General features: G+C 53.7%; 19 protein-coding genes and 1 pseudogene. 10 read left to right on the forward strand and 10 right to left on the reverse strand.

Translation table 11 applies throughout. The features are described 5' to 3' along the window. Positions 1-4: 4 nt before the first annotated feature. Positions 5-337 (reverse strand): DUF1283 family protein, encoded by a 333-nt coding sequence (locus KGP26_RS13835; protein WP_223665655.1) that lies wholly within the window; start codon positions 335-337, stop codon positions 5-7. 160 nt (positions 338-497) lie between these two features. Here KGP26_RS13835 and KGP26_RS13840 point away from each other — a divergent pair, with 160 nt between their 5' ends. After that, positions 498-824: a YnfA family protein gene (locus KGP26_RS13840; protein ID WP_223665579.1), complete on the forward strand. Its 327-nt coding sequence runs from the start codon at positions 498-500 to the stop codon at positions 822-824. Positions 825-867: 43 nt separating this feature from the next. Here KGP26_RS13840 and ydfG read toward each other — a convergent pair whose 3' ends face one another. The 5 genes from ydfG to KGP26_RS13865 all read right to left on the reverse strand — a co-directional run bounded on the left by ydfG (position 868) and on the right by KGP26_RS13865 (position 5636). Continuing rightward, complete coding sequence (ydfG, locus tag KGP26_RS13845) at positions 868-1614, reverse strand: bifunctional NADP-dependent 3-hydroxy acid dehydrogenase/3-hydroxypropionate dehydrogenase YdfG (RefSeq protein ID WP_021178016.1); 747 nt, start codon at positions 1612-1614, stop codon at positions 868-870. Between the two features lie 65 nt (positions 1615-1679). After that, entirely contained in the window at positions 1680-2204 is a 525-nt protein-coding gene (locus KGP26_RS13850; RefSeq protein ID WP_218519389.1) for a GNAT family N-acetyltransferase, read from the reverse strand. A 98-nt stretch (positions 2205-2302) separates the two neighbouring features. Next, positions 2303-3361 (reverse strand): aldo/keto reductase, encoded by a 1059-nt coding sequence (locus KGP26_RS13855; RefSeq protein WP_223665580.1) that lies wholly within the window; start codon positions 3359-3361, stop codon positions 2303-2305. 3 nt (positions 3362-3364) lie between these two features. Further along, a complete protein-coding gene (locus tag KGP26_RS13860) occupies positions 3365-4807 on the reverse strand; it encodes an MFS transporter (RefSeq protein ID WP_059200762.1) in 1443 nt (480 codons plus the stop codon). Between the two features lie 187 nt (positions 4808-4994). Beyond that, complete coding sequence (locus tag KGP26_RS13865) at positions 4995-5636, reverse strand: HAD-IA family hydrolase (RefSeq protein WP_172413928.1); 642 nt, start codon at positions 5634-5636, stop codon at positions 4995-4997. A gap of 153 nt (positions 5637-5789) precedes the next feature. On the opposite strand from KGP26_RS13865, the pseudogene KGP26_RS13870 reads away from it, so the two are divergent. From KGP26_RS13870 to KGP26_RS13895, 6 genes and pseudogenes are all read left to right on the forward strand, one after another. Next, positions 5790-5936 (forward strand): annotated as a pseudogene (locus tag KGP26_RS13870) (GNAT family N-acetyltransferase); the annotation flags it as partial. Positions 5937-6351: 415 nt separating this feature from the next. Further along, complete coding sequence (ompC, locus tag KGP26_RS13875; RefSeq protein ID WP_179251539.1) at positions 6352-7479, forward strand: porin OmpC; 1128 nt, start codon at positions 6352-6354, stop codon at positions 7477-7479. Positions 7480-7681: 202 nt separating this feature from the next. Then, entirely contained in the window at positions 7682-9844 is a 2163-nt protein-coding gene (gene dcp / locus KGP26_RS13880) for a peptidyl-dipeptidase Dcp (RefSeq protein WP_223665581.1), read from the forward strand. Between the two features lie 410 nt (positions 9845-10254). After that, positions 10255-11358, forward strand: a complete 1104-nt coding sequence (locus tag KGP26_RS13885; protein WP_115158483.1) for a PfkB family carbohydrate kinase — start codon at positions 10255-10257, stop codon at positions 11356-11358. After that, on the forward strand, positions 11343-12281 hold the full coding sequence (locus KGP26_RS13890; protein ID WP_021804467.1) for a pseudouridine-5'-phosphate glycosidase: 939 nt from the start codon (positions 11343-11345) through the stop codon (positions 12279-12281). Before KGP26_RS13885 ends, KGP26_RS13890 begins: the two co-directional genes overlap by 16 nt. Before the next feature lie 115 nt (positions 12282-12396). Then, positions 12397-13656, forward strand: coding sequence for a NupC/NupG family nucleoside CNT transporter (locus KGP26_RS13895; protein WP_179251543.1), 1260 nt, complete (start codon positions 12397-12399; stop codon positions 13654-13656). 281 nt (positions 13657-13937) lie between these two features. Here KGP26_RS13895 and nudI read toward each other — a convergent pair whose 3' ends face one another. From nudI to KGP26_RS13915, 4 genes are all read right to left on the reverse strand, one after another. Beyond that, entirely contained in the window at positions 13938-14366 is a 429-nt protein-coding gene (gene nudI, locus KGP26_RS13900; protein ID WP_021178012.1) for a nucleoside triphosphatase NudI, read from the reverse strand. Between the two features lie 124 nt (positions 14367-14490). Then, positions 14491-15024: an SRPBCC family protein gene (locus KGP26_RS13905; protein WP_021178011.1), complete on the reverse strand. Its 534-nt coding sequence runs from the start codon at positions 15022-15024 to the stop codon at positions 14491-14493. Between the two features lie 4 nt (positions 15025-15028). Then, the gene (locus KGP26_RS13910; protein WP_021178010.1) at positions 15029-15376 is read right to left on the reverse strand and encodes a helix-turn-helix transcriptional regulator; all 348 of its coding nucleotides are present in this window, start codon (positions 15374-15376) and stop codon (positions 15029-15031) included. 88 nt (positions 15377-15464) lie between these two features. Then, positions 15465-16061 (reverse strand): TetR/AcrR family transcriptional regulator, encoded by a 597-nt coding sequence (locus KGP26_RS13915; protein ID WP_021804465.1) that lies wholly within the window; start codon positions 16059-16061, stop codon positions 15465-15467. A 138-nt stretch (positions 16062-16199) separates the two neighbouring features. Here KGP26_RS13915 and KGP26_RS13920 point away from each other — a divergent pair, with 138 nt between their 5' ends. From KGP26_RS13920 to KGP26_RS13930, 3 genes are read left to right on the forward strand one after another with little or no spacing between them, the layout of a single operon-like run. Then, positions 16200-17255, forward strand: a complete 1056-nt coding sequence (locus KGP26_RS13920; RefSeq protein ID WP_094981745.1) for a sugar phosphate isomerase/epimerase — start codon at positions 16200-16202, stop codon at positions 17253-17255. Between the two features lie 15 nt (positions 17256-17270). Continuing rightward, entirely contained in the window at positions 17271-18170 is a 900-nt protein-coding gene (locus tag KGP26_RS13925) for an alpha/beta fold hydrolase (RefSeq protein ID WP_115158488.1), read from the forward strand. Beyond that, a complete protein-coding gene (locus KGP26_RS13930) occupies positions 18157-19074 on the forward strand; it encodes an alpha/beta hydrolase (RefSeq protein ID WP_223665582.1) in 918 nt (305 codons plus the stop codon). Before KGP26_RS13925 ends, KGP26_RS13930 begins: the two co-directional genes overlap by 14 nt. The last annotated feature ends 90 nt before the right edge of the window (positions 19075-19164 follow it).

Below are 19164 nucleotides of genomic sequence, written 5' to 3' on the forward strand. Positions count from 1 at the left end.
GCTATTACTGCGTGACTGGACGCCCAGTGGTGCGATCCAGACACTTACGGGTTGACGGTTCCCAATAGGCATTGACGTTGTAGCTGTTATCACAACGATCTTCGTCATCAATAGCACGGTCAACCTTGTCAAACTCCTTCTCGACACGGGTGTTCACCTTGCTGCGCAGCGATTTGGTTTCGTTCCACTGCTCTTTGCTTTGGCGAGCCTGTTCATTGCTCATGGCTGCGCCGCCGCTGCCATCAACCGTGACGCAGGTGCTGCCTTGGGTGCAAGTGGCTGCCAAGGCAGGAGCTTGCCAGGCACCGGCCAGCAATAACATGGCAACCGGTAACATCAGGCGCGGAAGGGAGAGTAATTTCATCGTTTCATCCTTATAAATGAGTGTTGCATCCACCAGCAACACTGGCTATAGCATGGGTTAAATATATCACCGTGCTGTTATATTGCGCCAGCGCATCGCCTTGTTCGTTTAATTTACTGAGAGAATAGCGGTAATGCTAAAAACCACTTTACTGTTTTTTGCCACGGCATTGGCCGAAATCATTGGCTGTTTCTTGCCGTATCTGTGGCTAAAGAAAAACGCCAGCGCCTGGCTGTTGCTGCCTGCGGCCCTTAGCCTGATGCTGTTTGTCTGGTTGTTGACACTCCATCCTGCGGCCAGTGGGCGAGTCTATGCCGCCTATGGTGGCGTTTATGTGGCAACGGCGCTGCTTTGGCTACGGGTGGTAGATGGCGTGAAGTTGTCGACTATGGATTGGCTGGGGGCTGGGGTGGCTCTGCTAGGGATGCTGATTATCATTGCTGGCTGGCGAACTGCGTGAGTTGAGATGGCAGGGCTGGTTGCCCTGCCACAGAGAAAAACCATTAACCGCGATGAATGCTCAGCCCGGCAAAGGACTGGCTGACCGGCATCATTTCCAAGGTATTGATATTGACGCGGGCAGGCAGCGTTGCTACCCAGAATACCGCTTCAGCAACATCATCCGGCGTCAGGGCATCTACCCCTTGATAGGTTTTATCTACCTTGCCGTCATCCCCTTTGAAACGCACGTTGGAGAACTCGGTGCCGCCAACCATGCCTGGCTCAATATCGGTAACGCGGATATGGGTGCCGTGCAGATCGGCGCGCAGACCCAGGCTGAACTGTTTAACGAAGGCCTTGGTAGCGCCGTAAACGTTACCACCGGCATAAGGCCAGTTGGCGGCGGTGGAGCCGATGTTGATCACGTGGCCAACGTTGCGTTCCACCATGGCTGGCAGCAGCGCACGGGTCATATTGACCAACCCTTTGGTGTTGGTATCGATCATGGTTTCCCAATCGTCCGCATTGGCTTTGTGTGCAGGTTCCAGGCCTAACGCCAGACCGGCGTTATTCACCAGCACGTCGACGTTGCGCAGCGCTGCGGGTAACTCTTCGATGGCTTGCTGGATCGCCGCACGGTTGCGGACATCCAAACGCACGATATGCAGTGCCTCACCTAATTCTGCCTGCAGCGCCTCCAGGCGCTCCACACGACGGCCAGTGGCAATCACCTGATGGCCTTCACCGATAAACTTGCGGGCAATAGCTTCACCAAAACCGGAGGTAGCGCCCGTGACAAAAATAATCATGCTGCTGTTCCTTAACTGTTTTTAGCCTGCATCCACTCTAACGCGGTTGCGTTAACCCTGCAATTTTAACCGGTGATGGCCGGCACGTGGTAAACCACACAGTCGTATTTGATATTATCGCGGCGGCCTTGCACGGTGCCACCCAGCGATTCGGCAATGCGGCGGCTTGGCGTGTTCTGCTCGGCGACCGGGTAGATAAAGTACGGTGGCTGGTAGCGTGCGCTGGCCCAGGTAGCCATGGCGTGCACGATTTCGCGCCCATAACCCAAACCATGCAAACTTTCTTTCACCCAGATACCCAGTTCAGGCGTCTGGTTGTGCAGATTATGCACGCCGCCCAAGCCAACGAATTGCTTGCTGTCACGCAGCCGTGCCACAAAGATGACTTCTTCACCTTCGCGGATCAACGGCAGCCAGCCTTCCCAGACGTTGGCAAACGCCTCGGGAGACTCTTCTGGTTCAAAGGTTAAAAAACGCGTTAGCGTAGGGGTGATCGCCTGGTAAACATCGTCGGCGTCTGCTGCGGTAAAAGGGGCAATCAACAACCGATCGGTGTTCACACGGCACTGAGTAAGGTCACTGTGCATCATTATTATTACCTCGCTTTTCAGGCCTAAAACGGCAAAAATCCGCTCCCGTTAAAACGGGGCGGATCATCGATATTACGTTGATTAGCGGCAGATGCGACTTATTTTTTTACCCGGTGAGGGGCAAGGAGCAAAAGGTCGGCCGCAGAGAGACGATCCGGCGCGGTTGAGGCCTGGTGCCAGTAGGGATAAATCAGCGGCGGGCGGCTCACTTCTTCCAAGCGCTGCAGCTCTTCTTCGTTGAGGATCAGGTTGGCGGCGTGCAGGTTATCTTTGAGCTGTTCCGCATTACGGGCACCGATGACCACCGAGGTTATCGTTGGGCGGGCCAACAGCCAGGCCAGCGCGATTTGTGCCGCAGAGATACCACGGGAGTGGGCGATATCCACCAGCACTTCGACAATATCAAACAGCGCATCTTGATCACGCACCGGCGGCTCACCCCAGTTGGCCAGATGGCGCGTGCCTTCCGGTGTGGGTTGATTACGGCGGTATTTGCCCGAGAGCAGGCCACCGGCCAGAGGGCTCCAGACCAGCACACCAAGCCCCTGATCCTGAGCAACAGGCAGCAGTTCATATTCCGCTTCGCGCGCCTGCAGACTGTAATGGATCTGTTGGCTGACCGGGCGGACCAATCCCAACCGCTCGGCACTGCCTAGGTGTTTCATCAGGTGCCAACCGGAGAAGTTGGACAAGCCGGTGTAGCGCACCTTGCCGCTGCTCACCAGATCCTCCAGCGCCCGCAGCGTTTCCTCTACCGGGGTGATGCCGTCCCACTCGTGTAGCTGATAGAGATCGAGATAGTCGGTATTCAGGCGTCTCAGGCTGGCTTCGCAGGCGCGGATCAGGTGGTGGCGTGACAGCCCGGCATCGTTCGGGCCGCTGCCCATGGGGAAACGGGCCTTGCTGGCGACCAGCACTTCGTGGCGTTTACTGCCCAATGCCTGGCCGAGGATCTCCTCCGATTTGCCTGCTGAATAGACGTCGGCGGTATCGAACAGGTTGATCCCCGCATCAATACACATGGCGATTTGATTACGCGCCTCGTTAACGTCTGTCGCGCCGGTTTTGGCGAACTTGCCTTGTCCTCCAAAGGTCATGGTGCCTAAACTTAGAGCCGAAACTTTCAGGCCGGACCGGCCAAGTTGACGGTATTGCATCGTTTAACTCCTTACTTTGGTTGCCATAGATTTTTCAGACGTAGGGGAGCTTTTCCTCTGGCGGATTTCATTGCCCGCCTCTGCGCCCAGCGTAAAGCTATCCAGCACCGCCACCAGGGCGATCACGCCAATCACGATAAAGGCCAGTTGGAAGTCTGCCAGCGGCACTGCGCCCTGTTGCTGCGGCATCAGCATCTCCGCCAGCCGCAGCGCCAACGCGCCGATGGCGATACCCAATCCGCTGCCCATCTGCTGGGCCATATTGAACAGCGTGTTAGCACCGCTCATGCGCGGTTGCGGCACTTCGGAAAACGCCAGCGTATTCAGCGCGGTGAACTGCATTGAACGCGTCAAGCCACTGACAAACAGCAGCGTCAGGATCAGCCAGGTGGGGGTCTGCGGGGTTAGCAACGCGCAGGCAAAAATGGTGGCGGCATTGAGCAAGCCGTTGACCACCAGCGTGGTACGAAAGCGGAACCGGTAGAGGATGGGTGAGGTGAACGGTTTCATCACCAGGTTACCGGCAAACACCGCCAGTACCAGCAACCCCGCATCGAAGGCATTCAACCCAAAGCCGATTTGGAACAGTAAGGGCAGCAAGAATGGCACTGCACCGATGGCGATGCGAAACAGAGTGCCGCCCTTAATAGTGACGGCGTAACTTTTTATCCGCATGGCCCAGAGGTCCATCAAGGGATAGGCGTGGTGTTTGGCGTGACGTATCGCCAGGCTTCCCAGCGCCAGGCTGGCAGCCAGACATAACAGAGGCACCAACCAGGAAAGTTGCGGACTGTTGATCAGATCCAACCCAAACATCAGCCCAAAGCAGGCGACTCCGGTGAGTGCAAAACCTAGCCCATCAAAGGGAACGCCTTTCTGCGCGGGTTCATGAGGGATCAAACGCCAGGCGAAGAACAGGGCTAACAGGCCAAGCGGCACGTTGAGGATAAAAATCCAGTGCCAGGAAGCGTAGGTGGTGATAAAACCGCCAACCGGAGGCCCCAGGACCGGAGCGGCTAACCCCGGCCAGGTGATAGTGGCAATGGCGTTGATCAGATCGGGTTTGGCGGTATTGCGCAGCACTACCAGGCGGCCAACCGGCACCATCAGCGCACCGCCAAAGCCTTGCAGGATACGAGCCGCGGTAAACTGCGGCAAGGTGGTACTGAGGGCGCATAGCACCGAGGCCAGGGTAAAAATAACGATGGCGGCGGTGAAAATATTGCGGGCACCAAAGCGGTTGGCGATCCAGCCGCTGGCGGGGATAAATACCGTCAGGGTAAGAATATAGGCCGAAACCCCGATGTTCATATCTACCGGCTGTACGCCAAAGGCCGCCGCCATTTGCGGCATCGCGGTAACAATCACCGTACCGTCCAGGTTTTCCATAAAAAATGCCCCGGCAACCAGCAGGGGAAGCGCGCTAGCGCGCGAGAACCAACTCATGGACGGCTCCGGCTGGAGTACGGTAAATAGGCGGACATAACAGGAATCCCGTTTCAAAAATCACCACGTCGGATTTTTGAGCATAACGCATCATAGGGAGGTTAAAAAGAAGTTAATGTAGTGATTATTAGCGGGCACAGCAAGTGTGCCCGTCCAGATGCATAGTGAGTCCGCCAGCGTGCGGTAATTACCAGGATAAATGGATGATACCGTCGATAAACTCGGCTTTAAAACTACTCAGGTCAGCCACGGTAGCCTTGATTTGCGGGGAGGAAATCGGCACACCGTCACCGATGACGATCACTTGCCCTCCGGCGGCAATGGCGGAGTTCACGCCAGAAATCGCATCTTCAAAAATCACGCATTTCTGCACCGGCAGGCCAAATCCGGCTGCCGCCATCAGATAAGGTTCTGGATGGGGTTTGCCGTACACGATATCTTCCGAAGTGATCATCATGTGCGGGTGTGGGATGCCTGCGCTGATCATGCTTTGCATCGACACTTTCTTGGCGCCGGAGGTAACAATTGCCCAGCATTGCGGCGGCAACTGGCGCACCAGCTCAACGGCACCGGTAATGGCACCCACCTGGCTGAGAGCCTCGATGGCGAGCGTTTTGACTTCATCAACGCACTGTGGGTTGTCAAAGTAAGGGGAGACGAGCCGCAGCGTTTCCTCGATGGTGCGCCCGTGAATATTGGCCAGGACATAGTCCACATCCAGATGATGCCGGGTTGCCCATTCAGCCCACAATGTCTCAATACAGGCTCCTGAGTCCACCAGGGTGCCGTCCAGGTCAAACAGTACTGCCTTGCAAGCGATAGCGTTCATAAATCCCTTATGATTTAAAGCCTCGGTTTCCCAATAACAACAGAGTGGCGCTAAGGTCTTGTTGACGGAAATCAAGTGATGGCCTGAACCACCGCCGGAAAGTGAAAAAATGCGGCCCAGGTTGTGCCTTACCGAATCGCGCGCGCGCGGGGCATTTCGCGTCTTAGCCTGGAAACGGGGACACAACCGGGATTTGCCGCCTGTCATCAGCTTTACCGCAATCATGGTTTTGTGGATTGCGAACCGTTCGCAGAGTATCAGCCTGATCCAAACAGCAGATTTATGACGCTTGTTTTGTAGTTGAAGCAGGGACGGAACGGATGTATTTCATTTTATGTCTTTATTAAAGAAATGATTGGCAATGTTTTGAAATCGTTTTATTACACTCATGGAGTGAGTAGCATAAGCTTATATAAAGTCAACGTGAGCTATTCACTTTATTAATTGGTGTATCGGTAATGAATTATCAAAATTCCAACCTGTTGCATCAATTATGTTTTTTATCCTGACATAACTCTCCTTTATCCATTACGCCAGTTTAACCCGGTCTTAGACACTCATGCACAGTCAAAAAACAACCAGTCGACCTTGCATTCAAGGCATGGCGGTATAAATTAATATCATTACCGCCATCAAAACGGTAATAGACCCACGAGCTAATCATGCTCGTAACAGCAGTGGCTATAGCACGACATAATAATAGAGGATAATCACGATGAAACTTCGAGTACTCTCTCTGATGGTGCCTGCTTTGCTGATGGTTGGCAGCGCAGGCGCCGCTGAAATCTACAACAAAGACGGAAATAAACTGGATTTGTACGGTTTAGTCGATGGCCTGCACTATTTCTCTGATAACAATAGCGTTGATGGCGACCAGTCCTACATGCGTATGGGGCTGCGTGGTGAAACGCAGATTAACGATCGGCTCACCGGCTATGGCACGTGGGAATACCAGGTCAACGTCAATACCCCGGAAAGCGAAAACAATGCCTTCACCCGTTATGGTTTTGCAGGGCTGAAGGCCGTTGATTATGGCTCATTCGACTATGGCCGTAACAATGGTGTCTTGTATGACGTGGCGGCTTATACCGACATGCAGCCGGAATTTGACGGTTCCACCTATGGTGCCGACCAGTTCATGTTCCAACGCTCAAACGGTCTGGCAACCTATCGTAACAACGACTTCTTTGGCCTGGTTGATGGCCTGCATTTTGCTGTGCAATACCAGGGTAAAAACGGCAGTGCGGAAGAAACTAATAATGGTCGCGACGTTCTGGGTCAGAATGGTGATGGCTATGGTATGTCGGTGAATTATGATATTGGCTATGGCATTAGTGCCGCGGGTGCCTTCTTTAATTCCAAACGTACCAGCGAGCAAAATGGCGGTGGCGCATATAGCGGCATCATGGGGCGTGGTGACCATGCGGAAGGTTATTCTGGCGGCCTGAAATATGACGACAGCAGTACCTATGTAGCCGTCATGTTTACCCAGTCCTATAATGCAGCGCGCTTCGGTAGCTCAAACAGTGAGGCTTATGGCTACGCCAATAAAGCGCAAAGTTTTGAGGCTTATGCACACTATCTGTTTGATTTTGGCCTGCGCCCATTTGTAGGTTATAACCAAACCAACGGCAAGAATCTGGGGCAAGCGGCCAACGGCAATACCTACGGCAGTGAAAACCTGGTCAAGTTTGTTGACTTGGGTACGACCTATTACCTCAACAAAAACATGTCCACCTATGTGGATTATAAAATCAACCTGTTGGATGAAAACGACTTCACCAAATCGGCCGGTATCAATACCGACGACGTGGTTGCTGTCGGCCTGGTTTATCAGTTCTGATGACAGCGAAATAAGTCAGCTAACGCGGCCTTCTGGCCGCGTTTTTTCTTTATTCTTTCCCCTGCTAGCCTGTTTAGCCATTTCCAGTTTTTTTTGCTCAAACGACCATCTGAGCCTAAGCTAGGCTATGTTGCTGAATTTGCAGCTTCTATCCAAGTGGACGCAGCGTCCCTGGATTAAGACATGGAGGAGTTTCAATTTGATGCGTTTATCAACCCTGGTACTGGCGACCGGCGTTGCGTTAAGCATGCCCGCGCTGGCAGAAACCCATACCCAGACAAAGGAGGCGAAAGTGGCCGGAGAAGTTAAACAGGATAAGCAGGGAGAAAACCCGTTCTTTGCCGCCAGTCAGTTGCCATTCCAGGCCCCTCGTTTTGATGTCATCAGCGAAAGCGATTATGCCCCGGCCATTGCCGCCGGTATCCAGCAGAAACTGGCAGAAGTCGAAAAGATCGCCAATAACCCGGCGGAGCCTACGTTTGACAATACCTTCGTGGCGCTGGAAAAAAGTGGCGCACTGCTGACGCGCACCATGAACGTGTTCGGTGCGATGACCTCCGCCAACACCAGCGACACACTGCAAAAGCTGGATGAAGAAACCTCACCGAAGCTGGCGGCGTTAGACGATGCCATCATGCTCAACAGCAAACTGTTTGCGCGCATCAAGGCGATTTACGATCGGCGTGATAGCCTCAACTTGGACCCCGAGTCCTTGCGGCTGGTAGAGGTTACCTACAAGAACTATGTGCTGGCCGGGGCCAATCTTTCTGAAGCGGATAAAACCCAACTTAAAGCGTTGAACCAGGAAGCGGCGACGCTGAGTACTCAGTTCACCAATAAATTACTGGCTGCCAGCAAAAACGGCGCGTTGGCGATAGGTGATAAAAACCTGCTGGCCGGGCTTTCAGAGGGCGAGTTGGCGGCAGCAGCGCAGGCGGCCAGTGAACGCAAGCTGGATAAGCAATGGCTGTTGGTATTGCAGAACACCACGCAACAGCCTGATTTGCAAAACCTGCAAGATCGCGATACTCGCCAAAAGTTGTTCAAAGCTTCGATCAACCGCGCAGAAAAAAATGACGCCAACGATACCCGTCAAACCCTGGCGCGGTTAGCTAAAGTGCGTGCCGAGCAGGCCAAACTGCTGGGCTTCCCGAACTATGCCGCCTGGAAGTTGCAAAATCAGATGGCGAAAACCCCGGATGCGGCGTTGGCGTTTATGCGTAATATCGTGCCTGCCGCTACGGCCCGGGCAGAGCGTGAGGCCAAAGACATTCAGGCAGTGATCGATCGGCAAAACGGCGGTTTTCAGCTGGCCGCCTGGGATTGGCAGTTCTATGCCGAGCAGGTGCGTAAAGAGAAGTACGATCTGGATGAATCACAGATCAAGCCTTACTTTGAGATGAACAACGTGCTGCATAACGGCGTATTCTATGCCGCCAATTTGCTGTACGGCATCAGCTTTAAAGAACGTAAAGATATCCCGGTTTATCATCCTGACGTGCGGGTATACGAGGTATTTGATAAAGACGGCCAGTCTCTGGCGCTGTTCTACACCGATTTCTTTAAGCGTGACAACAAGGGCGGCGGCGCCTGGATGAGCAACTTCGTTGAGCAGTCCAAACTCAACGGCACCAAGCCGGTGATTTACAACGTCTCCAACTTCACCAAACCCGCATCGGGCCAACCAGCGTTGCTGTCCTATGATGACGTGATAACCATGTTCCACGAGTTTGGCCATGCGCTGCACGGCATGTTTGCCGATCAGCAATATCCAAGCCTGTCCGGTACCAACACTGCCCGCGATTTTGTCGAGTTCCCGTCGCAGTTTAACGAGCACTGGGCCAGCGATCCGCAGGTATTTGCCCACTTTGCCAAGCACTACCAAACGGGTGAAGCGATGCCGCAGGCGTTGGTCGATAAAATCAACAAGGCCGACAAGTTCAACAAGGGTTACGCCATGACCGAACTGTTGGCCGCCGCGCTGCTGGATATGCATTGGCATATGCTCGGCGCCGATCAGCCGCAGCAGGACGTGGACAAGTTCGAGGCCGCATCGCTGCGCCAGGACAAGATCGACCTCAGCTATGTGCCACCACGCTATCGCTCCAGCTATTTCCAGCATATCTGGGGCAACGGCTATGCGGCCGGTTATTACGCCTATCTGTGGACGGAGATGTTGGCAGATGACGCCTTCCAATGGTTCAGCGATAACGGCGGACTAACGGCAGAAAATGGCCAGCGTTTCCGTGAGCAGGTGTTGTCACAGGGCAACAGCCAGGATTTGGAAAAGCTGTACGTTAAATGGCGTGGGCAGGAGCCGAGTATTGAACCGATGCTGATCAACCGCGGGCTGAAGGATAAGTAACTACGTTTAACGCTCTCCGAGGGCAGGTGACTGCTCTCGGATGGCTATAATCGATGCCATGAAAGAGAATTGTGTGAGGCCGATCGTTTTTCTGTGTAATCGAAATTAACCGTAGTGAGATTAATCCTTGTAATTAACAGGGTTACCAACACGTGTTGGTTTAAATAACCGCGAAATCCATCCTATTGTTTTAATGAGTTTATCTTCAGCATAAAATTCCCCCCTGGTATAAAAACCATAAGGAAAGGTGTTTAACGCCTGGGTTAATATGATTAACGTCACAGATTAATCGCTGAAAACGGTGCGGCGACAAGTTACGATCATAATCTCAACTCCGATAGTTGCCGCTTTACTGTTGTCGGGTTCCGATTTAAAACAAACACCTGTTCAAAAACAAACAAGTGTTAATTATGACCAACCGGGAAAAACAGATACTGCAACTCCTTCGGCGGGACCCGTTGATTCAACAACACGAAATCGCCGATATTCTGGGTATTAGCCGTTCTGGTGTGGCAGGCCACATCATGAATTTGATGAATAAAGGTTATATTAAAGGTAAAGGCTATATTCTCTCCGAACATCGTTATGTGGTCACCGTTGGCTCGGTAAACATGGACGTTTGTGGTTATGCCAATACGCAGTTGGTTTATGAAGACTCCAATCCAGGGAAAATAAAATGTACCCCAGGCGGGGTTGGGCGAAATATATCACAGAACATTGCGTTATTAGGGGCCGAATGCCACCTGGTTTCCGTGGTTGGTGACGATTTCTACGGCACGACGCTATTGGAACAGGCAAAACTGGCGGGCGTCAACGTGGATAATTGCCACCGACTGCATGGTGAGAATACCTCGACCTACGTTTCGTTGCTGGATGGCAGTGGTGAAATGCTGGTCGCTATCAACGATATGCGCATCCTGGAAAAATTGACCCCGGCGCTGTTATCCCATTCCAAAGAGTTAATTCAGCACTGTGGCGTATTGGTGCTGGACTGCAACCTGACGGAAGACGCGCTGGCCTGGTTATTTACCAATGCCGGTAATGTGCCGGTATTTGTCGATACGGTTTCCGCTTTTAAAGCGCCAAAAATCAAAAACTGGCTATCGCATATCCATACGTTGAAGCCGAATCGGATTGAGGCGGAAATCCTCAGCGGGATGAAAATAGCCCAGACTAGCGACGCACCGGCGGTGGCCCAATGGTTCCACCAGCAAGGAGTTCAGCGTTTGGCGCTGAGTATGGGGAGCCACGGCGTTTATTTCAGCGAAGTAGATGGCCAGCACGGTTGGTCGGCACCGCTGCCGACTCAGGTAGTCAACGTCACCGGAGCCGGGGATGCCATGATGGCGGGGCTGGTGAGTTGCTGGCTGGAGGATTTCCCACTCGATCACAGTATCCGTTTTGCCCAGGGCTGTTCGGCAATGACCCTGGCCTCTGAGTTCACCAATAACCCGAATCTGTCGCAAGGCAGCGTTCAAAAACTTTTGGAATTACAATCATGCAAAATAGCCTAATCACCCATCAATATCTGGATATCGCTCCTGAAGTGGCGCTTGCTCTGGCCGAAAATCGGCCGGTGGTGGCGTTGGAATCGACGATTATTTCCCACGGCATGCCTTACCCGCAGAACGTTGAAACCGCCTTGCAGGTAGAAGAAAAGATCCGTGCCAACGGGGCGGTGCCAGCGACCATTGCGGTGATCAATGGGCGCATGAAGGCGGGGCTATCCCATGATGAGATAGAAACGCTGGGCCGCGAAGGGCACCGGGTCGCCAAAGTGAGCCGCCGCGACTTGCCGTTTGTGATTGCCAGCGGCAAAAACGGCGCAACCACCGTGGCTTCTACCATGATCATTGCCGAACTGGCCGGGATCAGCGTATTTGCCACCGGCGGGATTGGCGGTGTGCACCGTGGCGCGCAGCAGACGTTTGATATTTCTGCCGATTTACAGGAATTGGCACAAACCAACGTGGCGGTGATTTGCGCCGGTGCCAAATCAATTCTGGATCTCGGTTTAACCACCGAATATCTGGAAACCCACGGCGTGCCTTTGGTGGGGTACGGCACCGATAGCCTGCCCGCATTTTTCAGTCGTACCAGCCCTTACTCCGTTAGCGTACGCCTGGATACGCCGCAGGAAATCGCCCGGGCAATGGCCGCCAAGTGGGCGGCTGGCTTGCAGGGCGGAATGGTGATTGCCAACCCAATCCCAGAGCAGTACGCCATGCCTGAAGAAAAGATCAACCAGGCCATTGAGCAGGCGGTTCAGGAATCGGTGGAACAGGGGGTGTCCGGCAAGGAGAGTACACCATTCCTGCTGGCCAGAGTCGCTGAATTGACCGGCGGCGACAGCCTGCAGGCCAATATTCAGCTGGTGTTTAATAATGCTGAGCTGGCGGCCAAGATCGCGGGTCATTATCAGCTAAATTGCGCTTAACGCTTAAATTAGCACTCTACGTTTGTCCTTGATAAATCACTTCTGCCTCGGCAGGCGGCAGGCTATTGCCGTTTGCCGAGTAAAGAAGGAAGTAAACAAAATAGAAGGGGGCCTTATGGAGTTGTTGCGCAGTCTGGCAGGTATGTCGATCCTGTTATTCATTGGCTTTGTGTTTTCAGTCAATAAAAGAAAAATAAGCTTGCGTACGGTCGGTGCGGCATTGTTACTTCAGGTATTGCTTGGCGCTATTATGTTGTATGTCCCTGCAGGCAAATGGTTAATTAACACCATTGCCAGCGGCGTCAATCGCGTGATTTCGTACAGCGATGCGGGGAGCGCATTTATTTTTGGCGGCCTGGTAGGGCCGAAAATGAATGAGCTTTTCGATGGGGCAGGTTTTGTGTTCGCTTTTCACGTGCTACCTGCCATCATCTTTATCACCTCATTGATTTCTATTTTATATTATCTTGGAGTAATGAGATGGGTGATCAATATTCTTGGCTATGTCTTTCAGCGCCTTATGAATATCAGCAAGGTGGAGTCCTTTGCCGCCGTTACCACCATTTTTCTGGGGCAAAATGAGCTGCCTGCGGTATTGAAGCCGTTTGTTAAAAACATGAACCGCAATGAACTGTTCACGGTGATCTGTAGCGGTATGGCCTCGATTGCCGGTTCGATGCTGGTTGGTTATGCCGGTTTGGGCGTCCCCATTGAGTATCTGTTGGCAGCTTCCCTGATGGCTATCCCGGGGGGGATCCTGTTTGCCCGTTTGCTCAGCCCGGCGACGGAGCCTTCCCGTGTTGAGTTCAGCGAAATGTCATTCAGTGATAAACGGCCAGCCAGCATTATCGAAGCAGCAGCCAACGGCGCGATGTTGGGGCTGAAGATTGCGGTGGGTGTTGCCACGGTCGTGATGGCCTTCGTTGCGCTGATCGCGTTGATCAACGGCATCATCGGCGGCGTGGGCGGCCTGTTTGGCGTTGAAAGCGTCAGCCTGCAAAGTCTGCTGGGCTATCTGTTTGCTCCGTTAGCCTACATCATGGGCGTGAGCTGGGAACATGCCGATCTGGCTGGGGGGCTGATTGGCCAGAAGCTGGCGATTAACGAGTTTGTCGCCTATCTCAGCTTCTCTCCTTACCTGAAAGAAAGCGCAATGCTGCTCGATCCAAAAACCATCGCGGTGATTTCGTTTGCACTGTGCGGTTTTGCCAATTTTGGTTCGATTGCCGTGGTAGTGGGGGCATTCAGTGCGGTGGTACCGGAAAGGGCCTCGGAAATTGCCCAGTTAGGGTTCCGGGCCCTGTTGGCGGCGACGCTGTCCAACCTGATGAGCGCCACCATTGCCGGGCTGTTTATCGGGTTAGGGGGGATTTGAAGAACTGGGGTAATTGCAGGCTAATCCGTCCTCAATTGCCCCTCACCCCAACCTTCTCCCGTAGGGCGAGGGAGCTGCCCGGCTTTTTTGATGAGGTTGTTCTGCTTCGGAAAGTAGGGAATAAAAAACAGAAAGGCCTGTGGCGTAAAAAACCTTAATCGGTATTCGATATTGCTAGACCACAACATAAGACAATTAACGTTTTAGGTATTACTCAAGACAATCAACGCACTCGATCGGTTCCCTCTCCCTTTGGGAGAGGGTTAGGGTGAGGGGTATCACTACTCCAGCAGCCCACGTTGGCGCAGCGTGAATCGGGTCGCCTCGTTCAGGTCGTAGCTGGCCAGTTCTTCCTTCCGCACCCAGGCATATTCTTCAAACTCATCGTTAAGCGTGATGGTGCGGTTGGCCGCGTGGCAGTCAAAAATCAGGTAAATCATATAGATCTGCTCTTTGCTGCCGTCTGCATAGGTTTTCACCCGCACGTCGTCACGAAACGTCCAGGGTTGAATGCGGTCCAGCACCAGATCGCTACCCAATTCTTCACTGACTTCACGACGCAACGCCTGCTCGATGGTTTCTCCTGGCTCGGTACCACCGCCGGATAGCGCCCACTGGCCGGGGAAAACCCCTTTATGGGCCGCCATTTTGCATAGCAGATAGGCGTTATCGTTTTCAATTAACGGGCAAACAATTATACGTTGACGCATCGTAACTCCATGTTTCAAGGGCATCATATTGGTGCAACGCATTATACGCCAGTCAGCAGGTGGGGGTTGTTAATTCTCATGAGTGGGAACGGGGGATGAGAACCGCGATCCTCATCCCGCTGGCTTACAGTTTGGCCCGGTACTCGTCTTCCAACCGGCTCATTGAGGCCCAGAACGGGCTTGGTGTCCGCTCCAGCAGGCGATCGGCCAGCAGATCCAGATGGGTATGCCAGCCGCTGGCGACGCTGAGCAGGGTCTCGCGGTTGGCCAGGCGGCGATGGGTAAGGGTCAACAGCACCTTATCCTCTTGCTCGGTCAGTTCAATAGTGACTTCAGAAGGGCGGGCTTCCCCTGTTTCTGCCCAGGTAAAGCTCACCAGGCGTGGTGGCAGAATGCAGGTGATATGACCCATCTGGGCAATTTTACCAGCACAGGATTTGTATTTTGCCGGCGGTTTTTCATCCACACCGGCCAAATCGGCATTGCAGAACAGCAGCTCGATCTTGGCCCCGACCTGCATGGGCATCTCACCGGCGGCCAGCCAGCTGGCACGTTTATCCGATTCGATCAGGTAGGCCCAGACGCGTTTGAGCGGGCCGGGCAGCAGCCGCTGGATCCGCAGCGTACCGGTTTCAATAATCATACCGTAGTCGTTCATGGGTTCACTCCGTCGGAGGATGCGAGTCGGCCTGCAGCAGCGCTTGTTCTAGCGCGTCCAGCCGCTCATTCCAGAAATGTTCGTAGGTTTGCAGCCACTGCATGGCCTGCACCATTGGCTCGGGAGCGAGCCGGCAGATATGGTTTCTTCCCTGCACGGTGCGTTGCACCAGCCCGGCAAGCTCCAGCGCTTTGATATGCTTGGAAGCTCCGGCAAACGACATCTCGAACGGCGCCGCCAGTTCACCGATGCTGTGTTCGCCTTCGGCCAATGTGCGCAGAATGGCGCGCCTTGTCGGGTCGGCCAGTGCGTGGAAAATGGCGTCCAGCGGTGAGGAAGATAATTTAACCATATGGTTAAATATAGAACGTCAGCGTCAATACTCAACTGGTTCGTTGAATATTTTTTAATCTTGTCACATTAAAAGTGTGGGTATGACTTTACGCCGGGGGACGATCGAGCATAGTAAGGGCGACTTTCACCGCTTTTTCCAGCCGGGCACGGCTCACACCATCCCGAGCCTGAACGGACAAGCCATGCAGGAACGCCGCAAAATAATCGCCAAGGCTTTCTGTATCGGTGTTGGCGGGCAGTTCACCAGCCTGAATCGCAGCCTGTAATCTGTCGATAATGCCTTGGGTGCGTTGTTGGCGATGCTCCATCAACCAGCGCATGACGCCCTGATTATCTTCACTGACGCTGACCGCAGATGAAACCACCATGCATCCTTGGGGAAATTCACCGTGGCTGTAGAGGGCAACGGCGTCGAGCAGCATCTGTTTGATGGCTTCACGCACACTGGCCTTTTCTTCGAAAGCGCGCTCGGCAAAGCCGCCTTCGTGGGCTTCGTAGTGTGCTATCGCTTCACGAAACAGTAGCTCTTTCGAACCAAAGGCCTTGTAGATCCGTGCCGAAGCAATGCCCAGTTCGGCCACCAGGTCGGACATCGAGGTGCCTTCAAATCCCTGCCGCCAAAACAGGTTCCGTGCTTGTAATAGGGCCTGTTCACGATCGAACTCTCTGGGTCTGCCTGCCATCGTCATCTTCTCCGGTGATTTATCCGCGGGCTACAGGATCGCTTAAATGGCGGATAACGCCAACGAATTTCAAAATCCTCTTGCCGATGATTGGATTTAAGTCTATTGTTTGTCAATCGACAAACAATAGGAAAGACGATGAAAACGATAAAAGGCCCCAGCCTGCACCTAGCCCAATTTAGTGATGCTGCTCCCCCGTTCAACAGCCTGCCAGCGATTGCCGCCTGGGCAAAAGAGACCGGCTTTAAAGCTTTGCAGATCCCCGCGTGGGATAGCCGTTTGTTTGATGTGAAAACGGCGGCGGAAAGTCAAAGCTATTGCGATGACATCACCGGCATGCTGGCGCAGCACGGCCTGGTGATCAGCGAATTGACCACGCATATTTTTGGCCAACTGATGGCAGTGCATCCAGCTTATGATGCGCTATGCGATAGCTTTGTACCGGAGGGGCTGCGTGGCGATCCGCTAGGGCGAACGCTTTGGGCCAAAGAAAACCTGCTGTTGGCGGCAAAAGCATCGGCCCGCTTAGGCCTGACTGAAATGGGCACCTTCTCCGGTTCGTTGGCTTGGCCCTACCTGTTTCCATTTCCGCAACGGCCAGCAGGGCTGATTGAAACGGCCTTCGATGAGCTGGCCAAACGGTGGTTACCGGTGCTCGACGCCTGTGATGAGCAGGGCATCAACCTGTGTTATGAGATCCACCCCAGCGAAGATCTGCATGATGGCATTACCTTTGAAATGTTCCATCAGCGCGTTGCGGCTCATCCACGCTGCCAAATGCTGTTCGATCCCAGCCATTTCGTGCTGCAACAGCTCAACTATCTGGAATTTATCGATATCTATAAAGATCACATCCATATGTTTCACGTTAAGGATGCAGAATTCAATCCAAGTGGTCGGCAGGGGATTTACGGCGGCTATCAATCCTGGGCGGATCGTGCAGGGCGATTCCGTTCATTAGGGGATGGGCAGGTGGACTTTAAAGGCATCTTCTCCAAACTGACGCAGTACGATTATGCCGGCTGGGCCACGCTCGAATGGGAATGCTGCCTGAAGCATCCACAAACCGGGGCCGAAGAAGGCGCCGCGTTTATCCGCAATCATATTATTCCGGTCACGAATAAAGTGTTCGATGACTTTGCCGGTGCGCCGGTCAACCAACAACAAATCAACGCCTTGCTGGGCATTCGCTAACCTCTGGAGCACCTTATGACTATGCTGACTCACGGGCCATTATCCAATGGGCTCGAGGCCGAACACGTCTATATTAAAATCAACGGCCAGCGTATTCACTGCGCCATCGCCGGAAGTGGGCAACCGGTGCTGCTGATCCCTGGCTGGCCACAAACCTGGTACACCTGGCGTTATGTCATGCAGGCGCTTGCCAATGCGGGCTTTCAGGCTATTGCTGTAGATCCTCCTGGTATAGGAGACTCGGACAAACCTCTTGGAGCCTATGACACCGGCAGCGTTGCCGAAAAACTCCATCAGGTCATGATGCAGCTGGGGCATCAGCGCTATGCGGTGATCGGCCATGATATTGGCATGTGGTTGGGTTATGCGTTGGCCAGCGATTACCCTCAGGCGGTTAGCAGGCTGGTGCTGACCGAAGCGGTGATCCCCGGTTTGGCAGAAGCACCGCCGATCTTTGTTCCTGCCGAGGACAACATCTTCCTGTGGCATTTTATGTTTAACCAGTTAACCGACCTGCCCGAAGCCCTGACCACTGGCCGAGAGGCTGAGTATCTGGGGTACATTTTCAACCGCTGGTCTTACCGGCGCGATCGAGTCGCTGCAGATACCTACATCGCGGCTTACTCGGTGCCTGGTAGCTTGCGGGCCGGTTTTGATTATTATCGGGCCATTCCTGAGACCATTCGACAAAACCAACAGCGGGCTAAAACGCCTCTAACGATGCCGGTGATGACGATTGGCGCAGAACATGCAACACGCGATGCCCCCTTCCTTACCTTGGAGGGCAAGGCTCGTCAACTCCAAGGGGAAGTGGTGCCTGGCTGTGGGCATTTCATTACCGAGGAGTGCCACGAGGAATTTATCGCCCTGATCCTGCCTTTTTTACAGAAGGGTAAAGTCCATGCCGCTGGATAAGCAGATCGCGCTATTTTTGCAGCAACAGGCCGATGCGCCCGCACCATCCTCACTGGAAGAGCTACGTGCGCAAACGGCAGTTGGGTTACAGCGCTTGCAGGGGGCCCCCCAGCCCGTCAAAAAAATAATGGCGTTCCACCTCCCGGTTGGCGGCGGGCAAACTATTAGCGTGCGCGGTTATATTCCCCTAAATGCGCCAGAGGATAGGCCGCTTCCGGCGATGGTGTTCGCTCACGGTGGCGGATGGTGTCTGGGCTCGCTTGACGTTTACGATGGACCTTGCCGCGCGCTGGCCAATGCCACTGGGCGAGTGATCCTGTCTGTCGACTATCGCCTGGCACCGGAATATCCTTTCCCGACGCCGTTGTATGACGTTTATCAGGCGCTATGTTGGGCCTCGGAACAAGCAGCGCAAATCGGCATTGACCCTCTGCAAATTGCGCTTGGCGGGGATAGTGCGGGGGGCAACCTGGCGGCTGCGGCAGCTCTGATGACCAGGGATCGTTCAGGGCCAGCCGTAGAACATCAATACCTGCTTTACCCTGCATTGGATAGCGAGATGGCCATGCCCAGCTTTGCCGCATATGGTGAAGGTTTCTACCTGACGCGGGAGATCATGGGGTGGTGCTGGGCCAATTACCTAGGGCAGGATACCGACGCTCGCGAGCCTTACGCTTCTCCTTGGTATGCGTCAACGCTGGCGGGCTTACCACCAGCGACGATCCTGGTGTGCGAATACGATCCGCTGCGGGATGAAGGTGAGCGCTATGCACAGCGATTGCAACAAGCCGGCGTTAAGGTGAATTGCCAGCGTTTACCTGGGATGGTGCACGCTTGTATGCATATGACCGGCTTAACCCCGGCTGCCCAGGGTTTATTTACTGTGCTGGAGAAATTGCCTTAGTTCTTGCTGACCGCCAGGGAAGGCGGGACAACGTGGTATTAAAATGATAAACCTAGTGTTGCCGAGTCATTATCAGCCCGGCGTATGCCA

The organism is Serratia sp. JSRIV002, from assembly GCF_019968725.1.
In the GTDB taxonomy this organism is placed as follows: Bacteria; Pseudomonadota; Gammaproteobacteria; order Enterobacterales; family Enterobacteriaceae; genus Chania; species Chania fonticola_B.